The sequence below is a fragment of the Rhizobium sp. F40D2 genome (assembly GCF_051810745.2).
In the GTDB taxonomy this organism is placed as follows: domain Bacteria; phylum Pseudomonadota; class Alphaproteobacteria; order Rhizobiales; family Rhizobiaceae; genus Rhizobium.
On record NZ_JBPWQX020000004.1, the window covers coordinates 656,707 to 680,841 of the forward strand.

At 58.9% G+C, this 24,135-nt stretch carries 20 protein-coding genes and 2 pseudogenes; 12 read left to right on the top strand and 10 right to left on the bottom strand.

Annotated elements, in window-relative coordinates; translation table 11 throughout:
- Positions 1–22: 22 nt before the first annotated feature.
- Positions 23–271, top strand: a pseudogene (locus ACS4RS_RS31810) (helix-turn-helix domain-containing protein); the annotation flags it as partial.
- A gap of 3 nt (positions 272–274) precedes the next feature.
- Here ACS4RS_RS31810 and ACS4RS_RS31815 read toward each other — a convergent pair.
- The 4 genes from ACS4RS_RS31815 to ACS4RS_RS31830 are packed head-to-tail and all read right to left on the bottom strand — an operon-like array spanning position 275 to position 3,276.
- Positions 275–1,081: an ATP-binding cassette domain-containing protein gene (locus ACS4RS_RS31815; RefSeq protein WP_439012200.1), complete on the bottom strand. Its 807-nt coding sequence runs from the start codon at positions 1,079–1,081 to the stop codon at positions 275–277.
- Positions 1,082–1,093: 12 nt separating this feature from the next.
- Positions 1,094–1,777, bottom strand: coding sequence for an ABC transporter permease subunit (locus ACS4RS_RS31820; protein WP_439012590.1), 684 nt, complete (start codon positions 1,775–1,777; stop codon positions 1,094–1,096).
- 14 nt (positions 1,778–1,791) lie between these two features.
- On the bottom strand, positions 1,792–2,517 hold the full coding sequence (locus ACS4RS_RS31825; RefSeq protein WP_439012201.1) for an ABC transporter permease subunit: 726 nt from the start codon (positions 2,515–2,517) through the stop codon (positions 1,792–1,794).
- Positions 2,518–2,550: 33 nt separating this feature from the next.
- Complete coding sequence (locus tag ACS4RS_RS31830) at positions 2,551–3,276, bottom strand: GntR family transcriptional regulator (protein ID WP_183931014.1); 726 nt, start codon at positions 3,274–3,276, stop codon at positions 2,551–2,553.
- Between ACS4RS_RS31830 and ACS4RS_RS31835 the strand changes: the two genes are divergently transcribed.
- The 8 genes from ACS4RS_RS31835 (at position 3,216) to ACS4RS_RS31870 (ending at position 12,482) form a co-directional block, all read left to right on the top strand.
- Entirely contained in the window at positions 3,216–3,401 is a 186-nt protein-coding gene (locus ACS4RS_RS31835) for a hypothetical protein (RefSeq protein WP_439012617.1), read from the top strand. The genes ACS4RS_RS31830 and ACS4RS_RS31835 overlap by 61 nt on opposite strands.
- Before the next feature lie 27 nt (positions 3,402–3,428).
- Positions 3,429–4,475: an agmatinase gene (gene speB, locus ACS4RS_RS31840; RefSeq protein WP_439012202.1), complete on the top strand. Its 1,047-nt coding sequence runs from the start codon at positions 3,429–3,431 to the stop codon at positions 4,473–4,475.
- Between the two features lie 81 nt (positions 4,476–4,556).
- On the top strand, positions 4,557–5,399 hold the full coding sequence (locus tag ACS4RS_RS31845) for a lysine/arginine/ornithine ABC transporter substrate-binding protein (protein WP_439012203.1): 843 nt from the start codon (positions 4,557–4,559) through the stop codon (positions 5,397–5,399).
- Between the two features lie 115 nt (positions 5,400–5,514).
- On the top strand, positions 5,515–6,897 hold the full coding sequence (locus ACS4RS_RS31850) for an aminotransferase (RefSeq protein WP_439012204.1): 1,383 nt from the start codon (positions 5,515–5,517) through the stop codon (positions 6,895–6,897).
- Between the two features lie 34 nt (positions 6,898–6,931).
- Positions 6,932–8,524, top strand: coding sequence for a gamma-glutamyltransferase (gene ggt, locus ACS4RS_RS31855; RefSeq protein WP_439012205.1), 1,593 nt, complete (start codon positions 6,932–6,934; stop codon positions 8,522–8,524).
- Positions 8,525–8,541: 17 nt separating this feature from the next.
- Complete coding sequence (locus ACS4RS_RS31860) at positions 8,542–9,975, top strand: NAD-dependent succinate-semialdehyde dehydrogenase (protein WP_439012206.1); 1,434 nt, start codon at positions 8,542–8,544, stop codon at positions 9,973–9,975.
- A gap of 54 nt (positions 9,976–10,029) precedes the next feature.
- Entirely contained in the window at positions 10,030–11,115 is a 1,086-nt protein-coding gene (locus ACS4RS_RS31865) for a phosphotransferase (RefSeq protein ID WP_439012207.1), read from the top strand.
- A gap of 35 nt (positions 11,116–11,150) precedes the next feature.
- Entirely contained in the window at positions 11,151–12,482 is a 1,332-nt protein-coding gene (locus ACS4RS_RS31870) for an aminotransferase class III-fold pyridoxal phosphate-dependent enzyme (RefSeq protein WP_439012591.1), read from the top strand.
- A gap of 352 nt (positions 12,483–12,834) precedes the next feature.
- Here the strand turns inward: ACS4RS_RS31870 and ACS4RS_RS31875 are convergent, their stop codons facing one another.
- The 3 genes from ACS4RS_RS31875 to ACS4RS_RS31885 form a co-directional block, all read right to left on the bottom strand.
- A complete protein-coding gene (locus ACS4RS_RS31875; RefSeq protein WP_439012208.1) occupies positions 12,835–13,857 on the bottom strand; it encodes a nucleotidyl transferase AbiEii/AbiGii toxin family protein in 1,023 nt (340 codons plus the stop codon).
- Entirely contained in the window at positions 13,850–14,443 is a 594-nt protein-coding gene (locus ACS4RS_RS31880; RefSeq protein WP_439012209.1) for a DUF6088 family protein, read from the bottom strand. Before ACS4RS_RS31880 ends, ACS4RS_RS31875 begins: the two co-directional genes overlap by 8 nt.
- A 137-nt stretch (positions 14,444–14,580) precedes the next feature.
- On the bottom strand, positions 14,581–14,787 hold the full coding sequence (locus tag ACS4RS_RS31885) for a hypothetical protein (protein ID WP_439012210.1): 207 nt from the start codon (positions 14,785–14,787) through the stop codon (positions 14,581–14,583).
- 465 nt (positions 14,788–15,252) lie between these two features.
- Here ACS4RS_RS31885 and ACS4RS_RS31890 point away from each other — a divergent pair.
- From ACS4RS_RS31890 to ACS4RS_RS31900, 3 genes and pseudogenes are all read left to right on the top strand, one after another.
- Positions 15,253–15,704: pseudogene (locus ACS4RS_RS31890) on the top strand (LLM class flavin-dependent oxidoreductase); the annotation flags it as partial.
- A gap of 193 nt (positions 15,705–15,897) precedes the next feature.
- Positions 15,898–16,152, top strand: coding sequence for a type II toxin-antitoxin system Phd/YefM family antitoxin (locus tag ACS4RS_RS31895; protein WP_012490196.1), 255 nt, complete (start codon positions 15,898–15,900; stop codon positions 16,150–16,152).
- Positions 16,152–16,580, top strand: coding sequence for a type II toxin-antitoxin system VapC family toxin (locus ACS4RS_RS31900; protein ID WP_016736056.1), 429 nt, complete (start codon positions 16,152–16,154; stop codon positions 16,578–16,580). Before ACS4RS_RS31895 ends, ACS4RS_RS31900 begins: the two co-directional genes overlap by 1 nt.
- Positions 16,581–16,774: 194 nt before the next feature.
- Here ACS4RS_RS31900 and ACS4RS_RS31905 read toward each other — a convergent pair whose 3' ends face one another.
- The 3 genes from ACS4RS_RS31905 to ACS4RS_RS31915 form a co-directional block, all read right to left on the bottom strand.
- Entirely contained in the window at positions 16,775–16,990 is a 216-nt protein-coding gene (locus tag ACS4RS_RS31905; RefSeq protein WP_449314105.1) for a hypothetical protein, read from the bottom strand.
- Positions 16,991–17,268: 278 nt separating this feature from the next.
- Positions 17,269–17,895, bottom strand: coding sequence for a response regulator (locus ACS4RS_RS31910; protein ID WP_439012213.1), 627 nt, complete (start codon positions 17,893–17,895; stop codon positions 17,269–17,271).
- Positions 17,896–17,946: 51 nt separating this feature from the next.
- The gene (locus ACS4RS_RS31915; protein ID WP_449314106.1) at positions 17,947–23,895 is read right to left on the bottom strand and encodes an AAA family ATPase; all 5,949 of its coding nucleotides are present in this window, start codon (positions 23,893–23,895) and stop codon (positions 17,947–17,949) included.
- Positions 23,896–24,135: the final 240 nt, after the last annotated feature.

A 24,135-nucleotide genomic window follows, 5' to 3' on the forward strand; every position in this document is an offset into this window, starting at 1 on the left:
ACCATGAGCGGTCGGAGTCGTCATGTCCTTTATGATCACCATGTCGCAGAAAGAATTGCATCGCCTCGAAGTTGTTCAGAAGATCCGTGATCGACGCCTGAGCGTCGTCCAGGCGACTGAGGTGCTCGATCTCAGCCGAAGTCAGGTTCATAGGCTGCTGGAGGCTTATGATCGTTCCGGTGAAGCCGGTCTTGTTTCGAAGAAGCGATCACGGCCGAGCAATCGGCGCCACAGCGAGGATTTTCGCAATGCGGCGCTCTTTCGGGTCCGCCCATCAGTGGCGTTCGTGTGTCAGGAACTGGCGAAAACGCTCGGATTTTGGATGCTTGAAAAGTTCCGCGGGCTCTCCCGCCTCTTCGATGACACCCTTGTGGAGGAACACGACTTTATTGGAAACGTCGCGCGCAAATCCCATCTCATGGGTTACGACCAGCATGGTGCGGCCTTCTTCGGCAAGCGAGCGCATCACCTTGAGCACTTCCCCGACGAGTTCGGGGTCAAGCGCAGAGGTCGGCTCGTCAAACAGCATGACCTTTGGGCGTTGCGCGAGTGCGCGAGCAATCGCAGCCCGTTGTTGCTGCCCGCCAGACAAGTGCGCGGGATAAAAGTTTCGCTTGTCGGCAATACCGACCCGTTCGAGCAGGGCTTCGGCCTCTGCAACGCATTCCGCACGGTTGCGCTTCTGCACGTGCACCGGCGCTTCGATCACGTTCTCCAGGATGGTCATGTGCGACCAAAGATTGAAGCTTTGAAACACCATGCCGATATGCTCGCGTATCCGATCGACTTGCCGGCGGTCGGCCGGCTCGGTTCTATGCCGGGCTTTCTTCAGAGCATACATCTCCCCGCCGATCCGAATTTCTCCGCTGTCGGGGACTTCGAGCATATTGAGACATCTGAGCATCGTCGATTTGCCGGAGCCCGATGAACCGAGAATGGAAATCACATCGCCTTCATGTGCTTCCAGCGAGACTCCCTTCAGGACCTCCAATGGGCCAAAGCATTTCCGAAGATCCTTAACCGAAACGGCAGCGTTTTTGTCGTTGTTGTCGCTAGCCAACACTGTTCCCCTGCCAGACATGCACACTCCCGTTTAAGATTGCAGCCGCATGCGCATGTGCGGCGAAAGCCAGAATTCGACCAGCAAGAGCATGCGCGTGACGATGAAATTGATTGCAAGGTAGATCGCCCCTGCGACGATGAAAATCTCGAAGGCGCGGAAGCTGTCGGCGATCAACTTTCCGGCCAGGCCGGTGACCTCCATGATCGTGATGACAGACGCGAGTGCCGTTGCCTTGAGCATCAGGATGATCTCGTTGCCATAGGCAGGAAGCGCATGCCTGATGGCAATCGGCAGGATGATCCGTCTGAACAGAAGAACGCCCGACATCCCACAGGCGCGTGCCGCCTCGATTTCCTGGCTGGAGACGGCCCGCAGGCCGCCACGGAAGATTTCGCTGCAGTAAGCGGTCGTGTTCAAAGTAAGCGCGAGGACCGCGCACCAATAGGGCTCGCGAAAGAACCACCAAAGTCCGAGTTCCTGTAACCCGTGCCGGAACTGGCCGAGGCCATAGTAGATCAGGAACATCTGAACGAGGAGAGGTGAGCCTCTGAAGACGAAGACATAGGCGCCGGCTATGTTTCGTCCCGTTGCACCGCCGGTCACCGCCAGCAGCGAGAGTGCAAGCGCCAGGATGCTTCCTGCCAGGATGGATGTGGCCGCAAGCTCGAGGGTAAGCGGCACGCCGGTTAGAAGCGTGAGAAACGTATCCCACATGAAGCCGACATCCGTCACAGCGCTCTCCTTACGCCCTGGGTCGTTCGAGCTTCCATTCGTCTGAATACGATCGAGGAGAACCAGGTCACGACGAGATAAAGAACGACCGCCGACAGGTAGAACTCGAAGGGGCGGCGGGTGGAGCCGGCGGCGATTTGCGACTGGCGCAGCAGTTCGACGAGGCCCGTCACGGAGATCAATGCCGACTCCTTCAACACGAGTTGCCAGGTGTTTCCAAGACCGGGAATGGCGTAACGAAGGACCAGCGGGGCGACGATACGCCTGAATTTGGGCCACGGCCGCATACCGACGGCGCTGGCGGCTTCGAGCTCGCCGCGTGCAACCGACCTGTAGGCTCCGCGAAATACTTCGGCTTGATAGGCTGCCGAAACCACCCCGAGCGCCAGGGTCCCGGTCAAAAAGGCAGGCATTCCGATAAAACCTTGATACCCGAACAGGTCCCCGATGGATCCGAGGAACGCGCTGCCGCCGAAATAGAAAAGATAGATGACCAGAAGGTCCGGCACGCCGCGAAGGACGGTCGTATAGCAGTCGGCAAGCCAGCGCAGTGCCATATGGCGAGACAACTGCATGAACGTCACGATCGAGCCGATCACCGTTCCAGCCAGAAAGCCGCAAACGGATACACCGATTGTCATGGCCGCCGCGGTCAGAAGCAGCCAGCCCCAACCGGTCGGCCCGAAACCGATGAGCGTCAGGTAACTACCGATAAATGCCATGCGTGGACCTCTTGGTGACGGATCAGGGTTGCTTCACTCGGCAGCGCGCCGGTGCGCCCAAATGCGCTGAAGCTTCGACATGTTCTTGAGCGAGCTTTGGACATGCGCCCGCGCTGCGATGGCGGCGGCCTCCCGGTCACGCGCGCAGATGGCGTCTGCGATTGCCCGGTGCTCGTCGAGATCCGTGTGCTCGAGATCGACCCAAAGGACTTCGAGCCAAAGCGCCAGGCGAAGCTGCTGGTAAATTTGATCCGTCGCCCTCACGAGGGCCTCGTTTCGGGTCGATTCGACGATCACGCGATGGATGTGCAGTCCAAGATCGAGATTGCGCGCGGCGTCGGACGGCGTCTCGTTGGTCGTTTCCTTGAGTTCCACCATCTGGGCGATGACGTCGCGAAGCCGATCGAGGTCTTCCTCAGTCGCCATCTCACAGGCGAGCTGCGCCGCGCAAACATCGAGCGCTTCACGAACAACCAGCAGATTGCAGAACTTGGTGACGTCAAGATCGGTCACCGTGTAGCCAAAATTGCGCTGTCCGACGATAAGCCCTTCCTCTTCAAGCTTCATCAGCGCCTCACGCAACGGCGTGCGGCTGACGCCGAAGCGCTTGGCGAGCGTGACTTCCGAAAGGCGCTCAGAGGGGCGAAGTTGGCCGCTGAGGATCAGGTCCTTCAATTGCGCGTACGTGCTCTCGCGCAATGATCCTCGCTGTTCCGTCTTGGTCGATGCCAATCGATTCCCCTTCCATCTCTGGTCCATTCACCGGTGCGGTGAACGACACCATAACGTTTTTCCTCTTGCTCGATCAAGAAGAATACGATTATGTATACAATGTTGGCGACAACAAGCAATGGCTCCTCATCCGCTTTTTGAATGCGGCTTGAGATTGCTTCAGAACACATGGAGGCCCAATGCCAGAGATTCTCAGCCTGGACGAACTGCGCAAGCGCTTTTCGAACGCTTCGGGCGGTGAGGTGTTCGATCCGGGGTTTCGAAAGGTCGCCGAATTGGTCTTCGGCGAGGGTGATAGTCGTCAGGCGCCTTATTGCGGTGTTCCGACGTTGCTGAAGGCCCCGTATCGCTGCGCTGCCTCACCCGATTTCACGGATATAGACATTGCGCTTTTCGGAATTCCGATGGATCTCGGGGTGACGAACCGATCGGGTGCGCGGTTCGGCCCTCGAGCCGTACGCAATGTCGATCGGGTTGGTCCTTACGATCATGTCCTGCGAGCCGTTCCGACAGCCCATGCACGCGTTGCCGATGTGGGTGATGTCCCATTCAAAAGCCGCTTTGATCTGGCTGCATCCCATGAAGATATAGAACGATTCGTCCGCGGGTTGGTCGAGGCGGGCGTCGTGCCGCTGGCGGTCGGCGGCGACCATTCGGTCAGCCTTCCCATTCTCAAGGCCGTTGGCAGGCATCAGCCCGTGGGGATGATCCACATCGATGCCCATTGCGACACTGGCGGTTCATTTGAGGGCTGCAAATTCCATCACGGCGGACCGTTCCGCCAAGCGGTTCTCGACGGTGTGCTTGACCCCAGGCGGACAATCCAGATCGGAATTCGAGGAAATTCTGAGTATCTGTGGGAATTCTCTTATGCATCCGGCATGACCGTCATCCACGCGGAAGAAGTTGGCGACATCGGTATCAACGGCGTGATCGCAAAGGCGAGAGAAATCGTCGGATCGGGTCCGACCTACGTCAGCTTCGATGTCGATTCCCTTGACCCGGCGTTTGCGCCCGGCACCGGGACGCCGGAGGTCGGTGGGCTGACGTCTGCCCAGGCACTCGGAATTCTGCGCGGTCTTGCAGGTTTGAACATCGTCGGCGGCGACGTCGTCGAGATCGCTCCGCAATACGATCCAACGTCGAACACAGCGCAAATTGCCGCTCAGGTTTTATTCGAACTCCTCTGCCTGACGGCCGAGGCAATCAAGGTTCGCGCATCCTAGCAAACGGGCTGGATGGCGCGGAGTCTGCAACTGCCTTGCCTTGGGAAAAGGGCAGGGTCCACCAAAAAAGGGGAATGCAAAATGCAAATATCAAAACTCTTGTTGACGTCAGCTCTGCTCGGCGTCGTCTCTGTCGGCGCTGCCGCCGCTGAGACAAAACCAACCGAGATCACCATTGCGACCGAGGGTGCATACGAGCCTTGGAATTTTACCGGTCCTGACGGCAAGCTCGCAGGGTTCGAGATCGATCTCGCCAACGACCTTTGCGCCCGCATGAAGGTCAAATGCAACATCGTCGCCCAGGACTGGGATGGACTGATTCCGTCGCTCACTGCGAAGAAGTTCGACGCCATCATGGCCTCGATGATCGTTACCGAAAAGCGCCTTGCCGTCATCTCGTTCAGCAAGCCCTATGCCCCGACCGCGGCCGCTTTCATGGTCGAAAAGTCAGGTCCTCTCGCAGATCTGCCGGGAACCGGGACGACAGTGGACCTTGCTGGCGACAAGGCGAAGGTCGAAAAGGAATTGCAGCCGCTTCGAGACGCCCTGAAGGGCAAGGCCGTGGGCGCCCAGGTCTCGACGGCGAACACAGCCTTTCTCGATACCTATTTCAAGGGCGTCGTCGATCCGAGGGAATACAAGACCGTCGAACAGCATGATCTTGACCTCCAGGCGGGCCGGATCGATGCCGTCGTTGCCCAGAAAACGTCGTTGACTGCAACGCTCGGCAAGGAAGACTTCAAAGACTACAAGATCGCGGGTCCGACCTTCAAAGGCGGGGTGTTCGGACAGGGCATCGCGGCGGGCCTTCGCAAGGACGACACCGTCTTGAAGTCGATGTTCGATGCGGCGATCGAAGCGGCCGAAGCGGACGGCACGATCAACAAGCTCGCAGAGAAATGGATCAAGACGACGCTTGATTGATCAAGCGGCAGAGCTCTCATTTCGGCAGCGATTGGCAGCCGGCGCACTGAGAGGTCGCGCCGGCTGACCGGCCCAGAGTCGCCATCGAAACACACCCATCATTTGGAGAACCAATGTGACCATCCTTCTCAACTCCCTCGAATCCCGCGACGCCGCCTTCGTTCTTCATCCCTACACAAACGCCTCGCAGCATTTGAAGGACGGCCCGCTGGTAATCGCCAGGGGTGAGGGGATCCACATCATCGACAGCGACGGCAATAAATACATCGAGGGTCTTGGCGGGCTGTTTTGTGCGTCGCTGGGTTTCAGCGAACAACGGCTGGTAGACGCGGCAACCCGCCAGATGAAGGAATTGCCCTTCTATCACAGCTTCGGCGGCAAGACCCATGAGACCGCCATTGAGCTTGCCGACCGGCTCATCCAGCTTTCACCGGTCTCGATGTCGAAAGTGTTCTTTGCCAATTCGGGTTCCGAGGCCAACGACACGGCCATGAAGCTTGTCTGGTATTATCACAATGCCATCGGCAAACCGGAAAAGAAGAAAATCATATCGCGGATGCGGGCCTACCACGGCGTGACGATCGCTTCAGCCAGCCTGACCGGCCTTCCGAACAACCACCGCGATTTCGATCTGCCCATCGATCGGGTGCTGCATACCGATTGCCCCGAATTTTATCGCTACGGCCGCCCAGGCGAAACGGAGGAGGAGTTTGCGACACGCTGTGCCGCTTCGCTGGAACAGATGATCCTCGCCGAGGGACCGGAAACGATTGGTGCATTTTTCGCCGAGCCGTTGATGGCATCCGGCGGCTGCATCGTTCCGCCGCCGACCTATTACGAGGGAATCCAGGCGATCCTCAAAAAATACGACGTGCTGCTGATCGCTGACGAAGTCATCTGCGGCTTCGGCAGGCTCGGCACCATGTTCGGCTCCGAAAGCTTCGGGCTTCAGCCGGATATGATCGTGATGGCAAAGCAGCTTTCGTCGGCCTATCAGCCGATATCCGCACTGATGATCAATGAAAAGATCCATTCCGCAGTCGTTGCCGAGAGCGAGAAAATCGGAACATTCGGACATGGTTTCACCTATAGCGGCCATCCAGTTGCGACCGCCGTCGCCCTGGAAACCTTGAAAATCTATGAGGAGCGCGACATTGTTGGCCACGTCAGGGACGTCGCCCCGGTATTCCAGCGACGGTTGAACGAACTTGGCGACCATCCGCTTGTGGGCAACGCCCGCGGTCGTGGCCTCATCGGTACACTCGAACTGGTTCGCAACAAGGAAACCAAAGAGCAGTTCAAGCCAGCGGACGGCATTGCCATTCACGCCGGCAAGCAGGCCCAGGTCCATGGCGTCATCACGCGCGCCCTTGGCGACAACTACTCGCTTTGCCCGCCACTTATCATCACCGAAGCACAGATCAACGAATTGTTCGATCGCTCCACCCGGGCGTTGGATGACACCTACACATGGGCCAGGGCGACCGGCCTCTACTGAGCGCCAGCCTCCACTGAACAAAGGAACCGACGACATGCGAAACTTCGAGATGCCGGGAAGATCGATAGCTGTCGGCCGCAACGGGATGGCAGCAACATCGCACCCAATGGCGACCTTGACCGCGATCGAGATACTCAAAGCCGGCGGCAAGGCAATAGATGCTGCGGTAGGTGCCTGTGCCGTGCAATGCGTTGTCGAGGCCGGATCCACCGGCATCGGCGGCGATTGCTTTGCGCTGCTGACATCAAACGGAAATGATGATGTCGTTGCCTATAACGGCTCGGGACGTACGCCGGCGGCGGCGCATTTCGAGTGGTTCAGGGAAAACGGGATCGCTTCAATCGAGCGATCGTCGCCGCATGCGGTGACCGTTCCCGGTGCGGTGGATGCATGGGCGCGTCTCGTCGCCGATCATGGAAGGATGTCGCTGGCGGAAATCCTTGCTCCCGCTATAGCGCTGGCGCGCGACGGCTATGGGATCACGCCACGGGTTGCCGCCGACATCTCGAACCAACGTGACTTATTGCTGCGCGATCCGTCGACACGCCGTATTTTCCTGATCGACGATCAGTTCCCGCCCGTCGGATCGGTTCAACGTCAGCCGGAACTGGCACAGACACTGGAAGCGATCGGGGTTTCAGGCCGTGACGGCTTCTATCGTGGTCCCGTGGCGGACGACATGGTGACACGGCTGAATTCGCTTGGCGGACTCCATACACTTGAGGATTTTGCGTCTGCCGCCGGCGAATATGTGAAGCCTGTCAGCGCGACCTATCGAGGATGGACGGTGCATGAATGCCCGCCAAACGGGCAGGGTATCATCGCGCTGATGATTCTGAAGATCCTGGAGCGTTTCGAACGCAAGGGCGATCCGCTCGGCGTCGACAATCTGCACGTCGAAATCGAGGCCACTCGACTGGCTTATGCCGCCCGTGATCGGTGGATAGCCGACGCGGCCGTATCGGATGTTCCGGTCGATTTTCTGTTGTCCGACGAACTCGCCGACAGTCTTGCCGCCAAGATCGACATGAATGGGGTAGCCGATGCCGCGGCGATCCTCGATGGGGTCGAGCATTCGGACACGGTCTATATTTCGGTTGTCGACAAGGCCCGAAATGTTGCGAGCTTCATCAACTCGGTCTTCCATCCCTACGGAAGCGGGCTGATGGCGCCAAACTCCGGCGTCCTGTTCCACAATCGTGGGCAGAGCTTCAGTGTGAAACAGAGCCATCCGAACGCGATAGGGCCACGCAAGAGGCCTATGCACACGATCATCCCCGGGCTGGTGACACGCCATGGCAAAGCTGTCCTGTCCTTCGGCGTCATGGGAGGGCACTATCAGGCGATGGGCCATGCCCACTTCCTCTCCAAGCTGTTCGACTTCGGTCTGGACATCCAAAGCGCCATCGACCTACCTCGGCTTTTTCCGCTCCCCGGCACGGCGACGGTCGAGGCAGAAGCACTCCTTCGCGCCTCCATCGGTCGCGATCTTGAAGCGCGCGGTTTCAAGGTTGTCGCTCCGAATTGGGCGATTGGCGGTGCCCAGGCGATCTGGATTGACGATCAACACAACACGCTGTTGGGAGGCTCGGATCATCGAAAAGATGGTTGTGCGCTCGGCTACTGACAGCAATGGAGAGTGACATGTCGGGATATCCGGATACCCAACTTTACATCAACGGTCTCTGGCGGGACGGCGCAAACAAACATCTCGCCATCGTCAATCCGGCTTCGGGCGAGGTCATCGGCCGCCTTTCGAATGCCAGCAGGAGTGATCTCGACGAAGCGCTTGCGGCGGCTGCCGCCGGCTTTGAGCAATGGCGGCACGTCAGTGCGTTCGAGCGGTCAAAGCTCATGCGTCGAGCCGCCGAGATCCTTCGCGAACGATCCGCGGCGATCTCGATAATGATGACGCTGGAGCAGGGCAAGCCGCTGGCTGAATCCAAAGCGGAAACGGCCGGGGCTGCCGACACCATCGACTGGTTTGCCGAAGAGGCTCGCCGTGCCTACGGCCGTTTGGTCCCACCGAGAGCCACCAACATCAGACAAATGGTTGTCAAGGAGCCTGTCGGTCCGGTGGCCGCCTTCAGTCCCTGGAATTTCCCGTTGAATCAGGCGGTGCGGAAGGTTTCGGCAGCCCTTGCAGCCGGCTGTTCGATAATCTTGAAGGGGCCGGAGGAGACGCCGGCAAGCTGCGCGGAGCTTGTTCGCGCCTTTGCCGACGCCGGCCTGCCGGCGGGCGTCCTCAATCTGGTTTTCGGAATTCCTGCCGATATCTCAAATCATCTCATCCCGCACCCTGTCATCCGCAAGATCTCCTTCACGGGATCGACCCCTGTCGGAAAGCAGTTGGCCTCGCTCGCCGGCGCCCATATGAAGCGCGTCACGATGGAACTCGGCGGCCATGCGCCGGCGCTTGTTTTCGATGATGCCGATATCGATCTTGCGGTCAGACTATTGGCTGGTGCCAAGTTTCGAAATGCCGGCCAGGTCTGCGTGGCTCCCACGCGTTTCCTCATCCAGGAAGGCGTCTTTGAAAAATTCCTGGACGGCTTCGTCAAGGCGGCCGAGGCACTGAATGTCGGCGATGGATTGAACGACGGCATAACCATGGGGCCGCTTGCCAACCCGCGAAGGGTTGAAGCCATGGAAGCGCTGACCGCCGACGCGGTGATGCGCGGCGCGAAGATCGCAACCGGCGGCAAAAGGATCGGCAATCTCGGCAACTTCTTCCAGCCGACGGTTCTGACCGACGTCCCGCAAGATGCGCGCGTGATGAACGAAGAACCCTTCGGTCCGATGGCGATCGTCAGCGCATTTTCGGACTACGGCTCCGTCATTGCGGAAGCCAACCGCCTGCCATACGGGCTGGCGACATATGCCTACACGACTTCCTCGAAGACGAGCGCCGACCTTGCTCGCGACATCGAAAGCGGCATGCTTTCTATCAACCATCACGGACTGGCGCTCCCAGAGCTACCGTTCGGCGGCATCAAAGATTCCGGTTACGGCTCGGAGGGCGGGGCCGAGGCGATGGAAAGTTACTTCAATACAAAGCTAGTGACCGAAGCGACATAGTCCTTTTTTGCCCGCAGAACGCCCGAGCAATTTCAAGAGCCGTACCTAAAAAAGGTGGAACAGCACAATGTCCGCGTTAAAAAAAATCCTAAAACAGGCGCGCTCGGCGCCGAACTGGAAACTGCTTCTGTCCCGGTGCCATGTGACAAAGTGCAACAAATAGCCCGCGACTACTACGGCCTCTCCGGTCGCGCAGAATGGCTGTGGGGTGAAAAGGACAGCAATTACCGCCTGATGCTTGAGGACGGCACGGCCTACCTTTTGAAAATTCTCAACCCTGCGGAGGATTCTCTCGTCACCTCCATGCATAGTTTGGCGCTTTTACATGTGGAGCGCGCGGATCCGGGAATTCCTACCCAGCGTGTCATTCACACACGTGACGGCGCCACGGATTTCCGCCTTGTGGCGGACGACGGCAGCGAACGTGGCGTACGCATGGTCACTTTCGCGCCGGGCGTTGCGCAACGGACCGCGCCACAGTCTCCTCTACAGCGCTGGCGGGTTGGCGCGCTGCTCGGACGTTTGCAGAAGGCCTTGAAAAGCTTTTCACATGAGGCTGCATCACATCGTATCACCTGGGATTTGAAACATGCGATAGGGATGCGCGAAGTCCTGTCGACATTTGCTGATGTACATCAGCGGGAACGCCTCGAAAATGCGATCGATGAGTTCGAGACGACGATTGTGCCGGTCATGGACTCGTTACCGGCACAGGTAATCCACAATGACTTTAATATGGAAAACATCCTTGTCGATACGACAATGCCCGATACAATCACTGGCATCATCGATTTTGGCGACATGGTGCACGCCCCCACGCTGTTCGACGTGGGTGTCGCTGCTGCCTACCAGATCGGGGATGAATCTGATCCGGTAGGGGCGATGTGCGATCTTATCAGGGGATATCGCAGCGAATCCTACCTGCCCGATACCGAAGTTCCCCTAGTCTACACGGCAGCCGCCATGCGGTTAGTGATGCGGCTCTGTATTCCGAAATGGCGCGCACAGCTGTTTCCCGAGCACGCTCAACGCTTGACCACCCAAAGTGCGAGCGTTTGGGCGCAATTGGCGCGCCTGGATGCAATTCCGAGGACCGTCGCAATCGAAAGACTGCGCGAAGCCAATCGAAAAGGAGCATAAGCATGAAAAAAGCCGTTTCCAGCAAACCGAGCGCAATGGTCAACGGTTTCGACTCGGCACGGCTCGGCACCCTGCCGGAACAAGAGCGAAAGATGATCGAACGCCGACAGATGCTACTCGGACCGTCATATCGGCTCTTCTATGAAAATCCGGTTCATGTCACAAAGGCCAAAGGCGTATGGCTATATGGACCGAACGCGGAAGCCTATCTCGACGCCTATAACAACGTGCCTTCCGTTGGTCATTGCCACCCGCACGTTGTGGAGGCGATAAGTTACCAAGCGGCGCAACTCAATACGCACACACGTTATCTCAACGAACAGATTCTGTCCTACTCAGAAAGACTTCTGGCGACATTTCCGACCGAACTTGACCGTGTGATGTACACGTGCTCCGGAAGCGAAGCGGTCGATCTGGCCCTCCGATTGGCACGCCATTATACAGGTGGCACCGGAATCATCATTACGGAGAACGCCTATCATGGCGTCACGGCCTCGGCGGCGGAAATCTCGCCGCTGCTTGGAGATAGCGTACCCCTTGGTCAGCATGTCCTGACAGTGCCAGCGCCAGATACCTATCGCGCCGATGGTCGCGATGTGGGTGCGGCATTGGCGCAGGACGTCGACAAAGCGATTGGCCACATGCGCCGCCGGGGTATCACGCCGGCTGCGTTTATTGCCGATAGCATCTTTTCCTCGGATGGCGTTTTTGCTGATCCGCCCGGTTTCCTCAAACCCGTTGTTGATGTGTTGAAAAAAGCTGGCGTGCTTTATATCGCTGACGAGGTGCAGCCCGGCTTTGGGCGAATAGGCACAAACATGTGGGGTTTCGCGCGTCACGAAGTCGTCCCCGACATTGTGGTTACCGGCAAACCCATGGGTAACGGAATGCCAATCGCAGCGGCCATTATGAAGTCGGACATCCAGGAGTGTTTCGGCCAGGATATACGTTACTTTAACACATTTGGGGCCAACAACGTTTCTTTGGCCGCTGCCTCGGCCGTACTCGACGTTATCGAGAACGAAAATCTTATGCAAAACGCGCGGAAGACAGGTGATTACCTGCTCGCAGGGATGAACAGCCTGAAAGAGACGTTCACTTCGATTGGAGATGTACGAGGCAGCGGCTTGTTTCTCGGGTTGGAGTTTGTAGGTAATCAGGACAGTCGCGAGCCAGATAGCGCCCTCGCGCTGAAGGTTGTTAATGGGCTTCGTGATCGGCGTGTATTGATAAGTGCCTCAGGACTAAATGGTAATGTTCTAAAAATTCGGCCACCGCTCCCCTTCACTTGCGAGAATTCTGATGTGTTACTCGATGCACTGCACGATGCTCTTGTCGAAATAGAACGCACCAGACCGAACCGGTAGCAGCTGTTCCGCTGATGTTGACCCCGGGACGCAAAGAGAACTGCCATTGGGTGTCTCACGGCTTCCCAACGTTTTGACGGGTCTTACGGCATGAGGCCGCGCTCGGAGGTCCAGAAATGCTGGATAGCAACCACGAATTCGGTTTTGCGGTTGTCGCGGCCGTCTTCGAACAACGCTTAGGTTTAGACAGCCGTCCGATGCTGGTGCGATCTTGCATTTTACCAGCGACGAAACTCTCTCTCGCGACGCTCGGCAACTGTCAACGCGGTTGTTCCATAAAATACCTCTTATGCCAGCGACAGCACCGGTAGCTGCGGGGTCGACGGCTCTATTCCTTTCAAATTGCAATCGGCTATTTCGACCTGTTGGCTTTGTTGGCGAGCGCCTGAATTTGCGCGCATCGTTCGATCAGGTGTTCGAACGGCTCGGAATCGCCGAGCAGTAGACCGTCGGCGACCATGCGCGCGTAATCCTCACCGAGTGCGCGCAGACCTTCTCCGGAGGGTGTCAGAACCAAATTGCCGTTGACGGCTGCGGCGTAGTCGATGGGCGAGCGGTCGGCCGCCTTTTCCGCAAAAAACATGGATTTGTGTTTCGCCACGGCATTGGCAAGCTGCCGATCGGCGAATGCCTTGTCGGCGAAACCGGCATCGTTCAGCCGGACGACATCATGCCAGTGGCGGGCAAATCGATCTCCGCGGAGGCGTTCCTGCAGGCAGAAGACATGGATCGCTGTCGCTTTCTCCCAGAACGTCCGCTCCGCGTGCATGACGCGGGGGCTCGCTTTTGGAAATTCGACACCATCGATCTGACCCGAGGCGTCGCAGTCGACATCGCAGATACTGGCTGGCTCACCGGTAGATCGGGCTCCGAATTCAAGCATGACGCTCGGGGCGACATAGCCCGATCCGCTGCTAACAGCTTCGTAATCGAGGTAGAGCGTGTCGCCCTCGAGGCGGATTGCCGCCGGAAGAGATTGATCGCTCAGCGCGCCGGCAATAACTGGCTTCACCGACTCGGACACCCAGACTGGAAGCCGCTTTCGCACTTCGCTTGTCCAGCGTTTCTCCTCGCTGCGGTTTTTCGGCAGCGCCTCATCGTTGTCGCCGACCAAGTCCGGCGCCAGCGCGCGGATATCGTAGGTCAGGTCGATATCCTCGGAAAACCGTTTGATGACCCCATAGGCTTTTGAAAGCGAGGTGCCGCCCTTGAAGACGAGATGCTCGCCGAGCTTGGACGAAAAGAGGGTCCGCAGCGTCCAGACGACCCAGACATCCTTTTCGAGCAGATGAATGGGCCGTCCGGTGCGGTCAGCCGCCACGGACAAGGCTTCGCGCCGGTCATCCTTTGACAAGGTCAGGAACTGATCAGCCATGCGCAGCCTTTCCCACGCTTCTTGCAAGCCAGGTCGGGAACTGCGGAGCCGCCGCCACCAGCTCGCCGAACGCGTCCGGCGGCAGCTTTCGCTTGATCCGCGACAGTGCTTCATCGGCCTTTTCTGGCCCAAGCCAGGCGAGCGCACGGACCGCCACGCCGGCGGGCCGATCGGCCAAGGCCAGTTGCCAGCGAGGCACATGCCTGAGCTCGACCGTCTGCTGTCCAAGGTTCATCGTCCGGCTGCGGCCGGATGTCAGGTAGACGGAGCGGACCGGTACCTGGGTGGTCAGGCCCAGGGCATTCGCAGCGGCGGCGCCGTTTGGGACGATGACCTCACCGCGCTGCTGCGCCACTGCCTCCACCGCCTGTTCGACCGTCGGCGGCCGACTGCCAAAACGGCTTTTGACAGGCCGCATATAGATGCCGCGGCCGGCCCGGACGAGCTCGCCGCGCTCGGCCAGGCGCGACAGAGCCTGGTCGAGTGCGGCACGATTTCCGAGATGCAAAAAGCTCTTTGCCGAAAGTGCGGATCCTTCCGGCAGTCGTTCAGCATGGCCCATGATGTGTGACGTCAGCTTTTGCATGGCATTTCTCCTGTCAGAAATATATGCGAGTTTCTGACAGTTTGCAACGGAAGGAGAAGGGAAGGGGAGCCGAACCACGCTGACCAAAATTTATATCTAAATATTGGTCAGTAGCCCGCTTATCGCTCCACCCAGCGCTACTCGTCTATCAGGCCGTCAAACACTTCCAGCATCGCATCGCTGATGGCCTTGCCGAGCGCGGCTGCAGTGTTCGCCAACGCCTCCTCGTTCATATCGCGGGCGGCCATGGCAAAAGCAGCTCCCTCGGACGCTACGATTTCCCGCGCCCGCTCGATTGCCCATAGGGCGAAGTCACTACGGTTACTGATCTCCACGGTTTCCATGTCGTCTCCTGATTCTTGTTCAGGGGACGGCTTAAAGCGATTTGCCGGACAATGCAGACTGGAGAGTTCGTCCTACGCCCGGAAACGAGGATCCAGCAGTTGTTGCTTCTTGAGCGCATCCCTATGGGGCGTGCTCTATTGCGCCGCACCTTGTCTCCACTTCGCTCTGACCAGGCGCTGCTCCACCGAACCCCGAAGGGGGTTTCTAGGCCTGGTGTTAGAGTGAACGGGGCGCGCATGGCTGCTTGTCGCCGCGGCCTCTATGAGCGGTCGGTCAGTAATCGGCCCCAAATTAGTCATTCCCAGCCAGCCCAAGTTCTTAGCTCGCCTAAAGGATCTATTGCACAGGGAATTTGGAATAACAGGGTCGTTGGTTCAAATCCCTTCAAGGCGAAGGATTCGCCGGCAGTTGGGCTGAACATTGCTGGAATATATCACCCGCTCGACAACTGTTGCGCTTCGTTTCTTGCCGACATGCTCGGAGAAGGCATCGATCTGTCGGACCTGCCGCTCGATCAACCGTTGCCCCCAGGCCTGCTGCCGCAGGTCGACAGCATCAATCGCCGACGCGGCCGCGTCGAAATTTTCCGGCGCTACGCGGAGCGGGGGCTCAGTCTGCGAGAGCTGATCATCCAGGCTGAAGATGGGCCACTGGTCGGTCGCCGGTACGCCGCAGAAACCGGCCGACGCCCTGGAAGAGCGTTTCCGAGCCGGCGTGCTCGATGTGATTTCCCTCCACGGGCTCGGCAATCCTTGATCAGGAAGACCTGCTGTTGAACGGGCTGCTGCCGGAGTTACGCAAACGTAAGCTTCTCGACAGCGACTACGTTGAGGGCGGCTTCCGCTCCAACCTCGGTCTGTTGAAGCCGTGGACCGTGGATGGCGCTGACCGGGCCGTCCTGACTCGGCGGATCTAACCGATAAAAACGTTCGGCTTCATCACGCAGCCAATCACAACAGACTGGATTGCGATTGCAACGCGCGCGGGGCAGGGCAACATATTCGTGTCCCCTTTCGAGGAACCCGAAAGGGGACGAGTTGCTGCATCTTGCAATTCCGGTCTATGTGGACTAAATGTGGTTACGTAACCACGAATGTTGGAGGCTTGTCATGACCGTCACCACGCTGTCAGGCCGGGAGCTCAATCAGGATCTTGGCCGCGCAAAGCGAGCCACCAAGGACGGACCAGTGATCATCACCGACAGGGGTCGGCCTGCGCATGTCCTTTTGTCGTTCGACGAGTACAAGCGGCTGACAGGCAAAATGCGGACGCTTGGTGATATGCTCGCCGCGCCGGGGGCGGAAGATATCGACTTGCCGCTGCCGCAGCGCACGGAACATGCCCAGCCCGTCGACCTGTCCTGATGTTGTTGCTCGATACCAATGTCGTGTCCGAACTGCGCAAGGTCGCGAGCGGAAGGGCTGATCCCAACGTCGTGGTCTGGAATGAAACCGTCGATCCGGCCGAGACCTTCATTTCCTCCGTCGTCTTGCATGAGCTGGAGATTGGCGTCCGGCTGGTGGAGCATAATGATGTCGCCGCCGGCAAGGTGCTGCGCAACTGGTTGGAGAATATCGTTCTCACTGCGTTTTCCGGCCGCATCCTGCCTCTGGACGAGGGGGCCGCCGTCCAGGCGGCCCGATGGCATGTGCCAAATCCGAAGCCGATTAATGACGCCTATATTGCGGCGACAGCCTTCACCCGTCGCATGACGCTGGTGACGCGCAATATCAAGGATTTCGAGGGCATGGGAGTTGCACTCGTGAATCCGTGGGATGTGCCGCATGGTTAGTCCGGAGTTGATGGGTCCGATCGTTTCAGTCTCGATCCGCCCATCAATTCCCGGACTAACCGTGTAGAAGAGCGGTTCCACCCAGTGTGCTCAACATCATTTCGCTGCGAGGGACCTTAAGAGTGCGAGCGCCCCCTATCGTCCTCTCGTCACAGTCTATAGGACGAGCGGTCGGCTGGATGGCGATCGAGGAGTTACTGTCGTCTTTGATCGTGGTGCTCCCTCTGGGCGGGCGCAAGGATAGGATGGGATTCTGCACGGTTCAGCGTGTTGACCAATTCTTCGGCTTCATCGGCGGTAAGCATGTCCATAACGAAGCCATTGACGAGAGCTTTTCGGTCTGAAACCGTATCGATTACCGTCCAGTAGATGTTGAGGTTCTTCTGCCGGGCGTATCTCTGGTTTTGCATGAATGATACCTTTCCTCGGTCTTTCAGTTACTCGCGTTGCGTCAACATGATGACATGATGAGCGTCCGTTCAATGGCAGGGACCCGCGGACCGGTGCAGATTCTTGCACCGAGACCCGATAACGTCCGTCCTGTCTCTGTAAGTTTTTCAGCCGGTAAGAGGATAAAGCCGACGGCCTTCGGAGCGTATTGCCCAATGAGATAAGCGACTCGCCGAATTGGCGCCCCGGCTATCCCATCCGTGGCGGACGCCCGATACTTTGGTCTAGATGCGTGAGCCTACCTGACCCACGACGGCTTCGTCGACAATCCGAGGCCGTCCGCCATCCGGACCAGGTCAACGAGAGATCTCGCCTGCATCTTCTGCATGACGTGGCCGCGATGAACCTTGACAGTCACCTCGCTCAAGCCCATTTGAGCTGCGATTTGCTTGTTGACGCTGCCCGCGACCACCAGGTTCATGATCTCGCGCTCACGAGGCGTCAAGGAATCATAGCGGGACCGAAGCTCGGCAATGAGTGCGACTTCCTGCCTCCGAGCGCAATCCCGTTGGATTCCGGCATAGGCGGCATCGAGCAATTCCTGCTCGCGCAGCGGCTTCGTCAGGAATTCGATAGCGCCGGCTTTCATCGCCCGCACAGAGATCGGAATATCGCTGTGGGCACTGATAAAAATGACAGGTAGCTCAATTCCAAGGGAAGTGAGAATGCCCTGAAATTCCAGGCCGCTACGCCCCGGCAGCCTTACATCGAGAATGATGCAGCCCGGAACTTCAGGGCGCTTGCTATCCAAAAACTCCTGACTGGAAGCGAATGTCAGTACCTCAAGTCCAACCGAGCGCAGGAGATCGCCGAGGCCTTCGCGGACAGATGTGTCATCATCAATGATGTAGACGATCTCCTTCATCCAAGTCCCCAATGTTTGCGCCGGTCAGGCGGCGCCCCGGACATGGATCCATTATTTCTCCTCGGTTGGTAATGTAAACTGAAAAATGGCGCCGTGGGGCGCGTTTGCGGTGGCCCAGAGTTGGCCTTTATGAGCCTCTATGATCGAACGACTGATCGTCAGGCCCATGCCCATACCCTTGGGTTTGGTACTATAGAACGCCTCAAATATATCGCCGATCTTCGCCGGGTCGAGGATAGGGCCGCTATCGCGGACTGCCACCAAAACGGCATTGGGTGCTGCCTTTTCAGTGCTTACGATGAGTTCGCGCGCTCCCTTTGGCATCACCGCCATCGCGTCGTTGGCGTTCATTATAAGGTTCAGGATCACCTGCTGAATTTGCACTTGGTCCCCTACGATCAGGGGCAAGCCGTCGGAGAGGTTTGTACGAAGCGACACCGCACCGCGTTCGAGGTCCGTGGACACCAGCGCAATCGTCTCGGACACGATATCGTTGATATTCAGCCGGTCCCTGCGCTCGGGCGATTTCTTCGCCATTGCCCGAATCCGGTCGATGACCTCGGATGCGCGAAAAGCGTCGCTGATCATGCGCTCGATGGCGCGACGGGCGGAGACGATGTCACGGGGATCCGCGTCGAGATAGCGAAGGCAGGCATTGCCGCTGCTGACTAGCCCTGTGAGCGGCTGTCTGACCTCGTGGGCGATGGAGGCTACAAGTTCTCCCATAGTGGTCAGCCTGCTTACGTGGGCAAGTTCTGCTCGCGCAAGCTGAATAGCATCCTCGGCTTGCCTTCGGCCGGTGATGTCACGCGCCAGCGAAAGACGAAACCATTGCTCTTCCTGTCGGAATTTACCGACGCGAACCTCGACCGGAAACGTTGTTCCGTCCTTACGCCTGTGGAGCGTTTCGAAAGTCATTGGCTGTCCTGCGTCGACGCGATCCACCAATGTCGCAAGCGCCTTTTCGTCGATAGCTCCGTCAAAGTCGCGGGGGTGCATGCCAATCAGTTCCTCCCGGCTGTAACCAAGACTTTCACAGGCCTGGTGGTTGACGTCTATGACGGTCAGATTGTCAGTATGGAGGAAAAAGGCGTCGGTGGCATGGTCGACGAAGGTCCGAAAGCGAGTTTCGCTTGCGCGCAGCCTCTCCTCTGCTCGCTTGCTCTCGGACAGGTCGAGCACGAAGGCCACCGCTTGGCTCCCGGCCCCCTCGAAACTTGCCTCACCGATCATCACGGGTACGTGACCGCCATCCTTTCGCTGGTACACCTTTTCAAAGGGGCGGACGCTGCCGGTCACTCTCAGTTCGGCGTCGGCTTCGGCGTCGCGCTCGCGCCATTCCGGCGGTGTCAGCTCTTTATCGAGCAGGCGACCCGCCAAGAGTTCGTCACGGCTGTAGCCCACCATTTGGAGGAACGCCTCGTTGGCCTCGACAATCCGACCTCCGATGTCTCGGATAAAAATTCCGATGATGTTCGCTTCGACAAGCCGGCCTATTCGCGCTTCACGTTCTGCCAGGTCGCGGTAAAGTCCGGTGATTTCGAGCGTGCTGGCGGCTTGCGAGGCAATCAGCTTCAACACCGGAATGCGCCCCGGCGCGAAGACACGGCCCGCCAGAGTGTTTTCCAGATACAGCGCACCGATCAGCTTCGCGTGGTTGATCAGCGGCAAACAGAGAATGGATCTGGCCCCGCGATGGCGGATATAGGGATCGGCCGCAAAGGCGTTTTCGGCCGACGCATCGTCGAGGCTGACGATTTCCCGCATACGCAGGACGTAATTGAGAACTGTTTCCGGCATCACGCCGGCGATGGCCTCATTACGCAACTCTACGAGGACCGCTTCGCCTCGGATCGCCGCCTCAGCGGCAATCCGAGGTTCGCCGCCACGCGACAGGATCAGAAGGCCACGTTCGGCTCCCGCCTGCTCCACGGCCATTCGCAGCACCGTATCGATCAGCTTCTCGACGACAATTTCGCCGGAGACTGCTTGCGACACCTTGATGACGGTGGCGAGCTCGAGATGCTCGATCGGCGCTTCGATCGTGCTTGTTGCAGCCGGCGCCGAATGTCCATCCCGCAGTTGCGGATAGGCTTCTTCGAGCTGCCGCACCTTGCCGTCGGCTCCCCAACTGAGATAACAGCGACGGGCGTTTTGAAGATAGAGACGAGCAATCTGATCGAAGCCGCGCGCCCGGTAAAAGGCGGAAGCGCGCTCATAGGCGATCGCTTCATCGTGTGGGAGCGTGTGCGCATGCGCCAACTGGATCGCCTGTTCATAGAAGCGCTCGGCATGCAGCTCACGGCCTCCCAAGCGGGCGATCTCTGCGCCAAGCAATTTTGCGCGGCTTGCGAAATTCTCCGGGCAGTGCTCGGCCCAAGTGTCGAGCTGCCGGCGGTGAGCGCGGATGGCCTTGCGATAAAGAGCCGTTTCAGTGGTCGATCCTTGCAAAGCAGAGGCCAATGAAAGGCCGGTGTAGAAGTGATATTCCGCCCGCTCGAAAATAGCGGGAGTCATCCAGAGGAGGCTTTCTGCTTTAGAGGCTGCCGAAAGTGCTGTGAGGGTATCGCCGACAAATACACATGCCTGTAGCTTGCGGATCCAGTACAGGCAACTGCCCGGCTTGCCGTCGGTCTTAAGTTCGAATTGCTGCTCGTCGAACCCTTCATCGTTGAAGCATCCGAAGATTGGCGTCAGCCCGCGAAGCGTTCGGATGAGTTGGAGTTGCCCGCTGATGAAACCGACGGCGACTCCGAAGCCGGCCTGACGCGCGAAGTCCAGGCCGGCTTCCGCATCGCGCTGAACCTGCGAGAGGGGCTCGCCAGCGGCCAGAAGATAAGTCACAAGGTTATTCCGGCTTAAGACGGCGTAGGTGAGATCGCCGACCTGCTGTGCCGTTTCGAATACGCGCTGCGCAAGCGCACGGCCGGTGCGGACATGACGCGGCGACGATTTCGCTAGGTTACCGAAGGCGAGGTAGACTCGTGCCTTCAGGCGTTCCTTTCCGGGCTGTTCCGTCAGGTCCAGTCCGAGCAGGCCGAACCGAAAACCGGCTTCATAGTTGCCAAAATAGGGCCCGAGCACCGTGCCCACAGCAGTGAAGGCATAAGGCGATGTATCGCTGTTGCCGTGCTTGAGGCTGATGTTGCCCATTCGCCCGATAACGAGGCAGCGCAGATTCTCGTTGGTAAACAGGGCCGGCGTAACAAGTGAAGTCAGAACGTCCATGGTCGCGAGCGCGACCGGGTCCGCCATAGGGGGCGAGTTAAGCAGCGCTTCGATAGGGCGGCCCCCGAGTTGTCGCCAAAGCCGCGCGTATTCCTGGCGCACCTGTCTCCTGGTCGGGTGGGACGACCACGAAATGCCGACCCGGTGCAGGTAGTCGAGACCAAATATGATGGCCTGATCGCTCCGACCCAGGCTCATGAAAAGGTCGACGCGCAGGCGCGTGACGCGGGCCAGATCGGCGAGGCCGGTGGCTCGGCTTGCCAGTTCTGCGAGGCGGGCCTGCGCCTCCGCCGGTGCCCCGGTCAAGAATTCGCACTCGGCCCTGTGGAGTTCGAGGGCGAAAGCGATTTCGTATCGGCGCTCCCACGCATCGTCCGGCAGGTAAGCCGCACCTGTGCCGGCATAGGCCCGCGCCGATTCGTATGCAGCCGACGCCTTGGCGCGGCGCGTGGCAAGCAGGTTCAAGTCCGCGAGACGCTCGCGCTCTTCACCGGGCGCGATCAGCGCGCCGCCGCAGTTGAGTTGGCCGACAATCTCGAAAATATTCTCATCGAGTGCCTGCGGCGGCGTATGCATCAGCAGGAGGCGGCCAATGGAAAGATGCGCTGCCGCCCGCTCATCTTCAGGGATCAGCCCATAGGCGGCCTCCTGAACACGATCGTGCAGGAAGCGGTATGATGACCCCTCTTCAAGCAGCACGAGTCCGGCCCGCGCCGCGGCCCAAAAGGCGGCATGAACTGCGTCGTGATTTTCGCTCCTGATCAGAGCCAGGGTATCAACCGCCGCCCGATTGCCGAGACACGCCAGCATGTTCAGGGCAGCCTGCGTAGTATCGGGCAGGCGCCGCAGCTTGCTTAGCATAAGATCCGCGACGTTATCGGTATAGCCTTTGGCTCTTATGCGATCGAGATCCCAATCCCAGTGCGCCCGTTCGCGATTGAATTCGAGCAGGCCTTCGTCCGGCAGCGTGCTCAGAAACTGGAGCGCGAAGAAGGGATTGCCTCCGCTCTTCTTATGCACTAGCCGCGCAAGCGGCTGGACACGGTTGCTTCCGCAATGAAGAGCGTCTGCCAGCATCCGGGTCAGATCTTCCAGCCTAAGCGGCGTCAGCACGATTTCATGCACTTGGCCACCGGCCTCCCGGATCGCTGTCAGCCGGCGGATCAGCGGATGGGTGGACGATACTTCGTTGTCGCGATAGGCGCCAATGAGCAGCAGGTGACGCATATCCTGCTGGGTGCACAAATCTTCAAGCAGATCGAGCGTTGCTGCGTCCAACCATTGGAGATCGTCTAGAAATAGCGCGAGCGGATGTTCTGCTGTGGCAAATACTCGCAGTAGGCGCCTGATGTTCAAATGGAAGCGGCGTTTGGCATCCTGAGGCGGCAGATCCGCAACCGCCGGAAGCCGGCCGATGAGAGATTCAAGTTCCGGAATGAGCGTTACCAGCAGCCGACCGCCGGCGCCCAGCTCTTCGGTTAAAGCAGCGCGCCATGGCGCGAGTTCCGCTTCACTCTTGCCCAGCAGCACTCTGACGAGGCCTTGCAGGGCCTGCGCTAGACTCGCATAAGGAATGTGACGCTGATTCTGGTCGAATTTGCCGGAAGCAAACAGCCCACGCGACGGCACGAGGGCGCGGTGGAGCTCCTTCACGACCACGGATTTGCCCACGCCGGCATGACCCGAGACCAGCAGCAGCGTCGGCCCAGCGCCCGCGACGACCCGGTCGAATGCGGAGGTTAGGGCGGCGATCTCGCGTTCGCGACCGTAGGGCCGCTCGGGAATCACCAGTCTGTCCGGAACATCGCGTGTCCCGAGCGGAAATTCTGCGATCCGCCCATGCCTCTCGCTCTCGACGAGGGCACGTCGCAGATCCGCCTCCAGCCCGGCGGCCGTCTGGTATCGTTCCTCTGCGTTCTTGGCGAGCAGCTTCATCACGATTGCCGAGATAACGCGTGGTAGCTCTCTTACACGCTCGGACGGCGGCACCGGTCGCCTGGCAACGTGGCAGTGCACCCATTCCATCGGCTCCGAAGCAGTGAACGGCAACTGGCCGGTGATCATTTCGTAGAGCGTGATGCCGACGGCGTAGAGGTCACTGCGCGAGTCCACCGATCGGTTCATGCGGCCGGTCTGTTCGGGCGCCATGTATGCGAGGCTGCCGGCAATGACCTCAGGGGGCTCGGCAGCCTGGCGCTCACGAGAAAGATGCGATACCACTCCGAAGCCCGTGAGACGGACCCGCCCTTCCGCCTCGTCCACCAGTATATTCGCCGGCTTGATGTCCCTGTGAATGAGGCCGCACCCGTGAACCTTGCCGACTGCCGCCGCAATGCCCTTGGCGAGACGCAAAAAGACAGTGAGTTCGGCGGCCATGCCATGGCTGTGCCGTCCCATCAACTGCGGGAGGGGCACGCCGCCGCAATCTTCGAGGACGAGCACGGTACGACCGTTTTCCGTTGTGAAATCCAACGGTTTGGCTGCCCACTCCCGGTCGAGTTCGTCTTTCAGGCGATATTCGTGGGCCAGTCTGTCAAGACTGGTTCGACTGGGATGTTCGGCTGCAAGCTGCACCCTGAGAACGGCTTTTGATGCGCCTTTGCCGCTCCAGATTAGCTCTCGTGTAAAGATGCGATCGCCGTCAGTCCAGGAGGATTGTGGCTCGTGGTGCCGAAGGTCAGTCGATGTCTGCTGGCTGATGGAAGCGAGCGCGCGCTTCCGTCCGAACATGTTCCTCCTGGTCTTCTGCGCATCTTTGACCGTGTCGTCCATGGCACACCGCTCGCTTCGATGCCGCCCGCATGCATCTCAGGTGCAGGCATCGCAGATCCAATCAAGCTTCACCGACTTTCCTCTCATGTCAACGAGCCTATGCTTCGGATTATTGAGGCGGTCGCATCTCGGTTGATCTTCCTCCGACTCAGGTTCCGGTGCATGTTGTTAAGTCAGCTTCGCGACGAGCAAAGCTGCTGCAACACGGTTTCATGCTTTAAGAAGTGCCGCGCCGGCAGG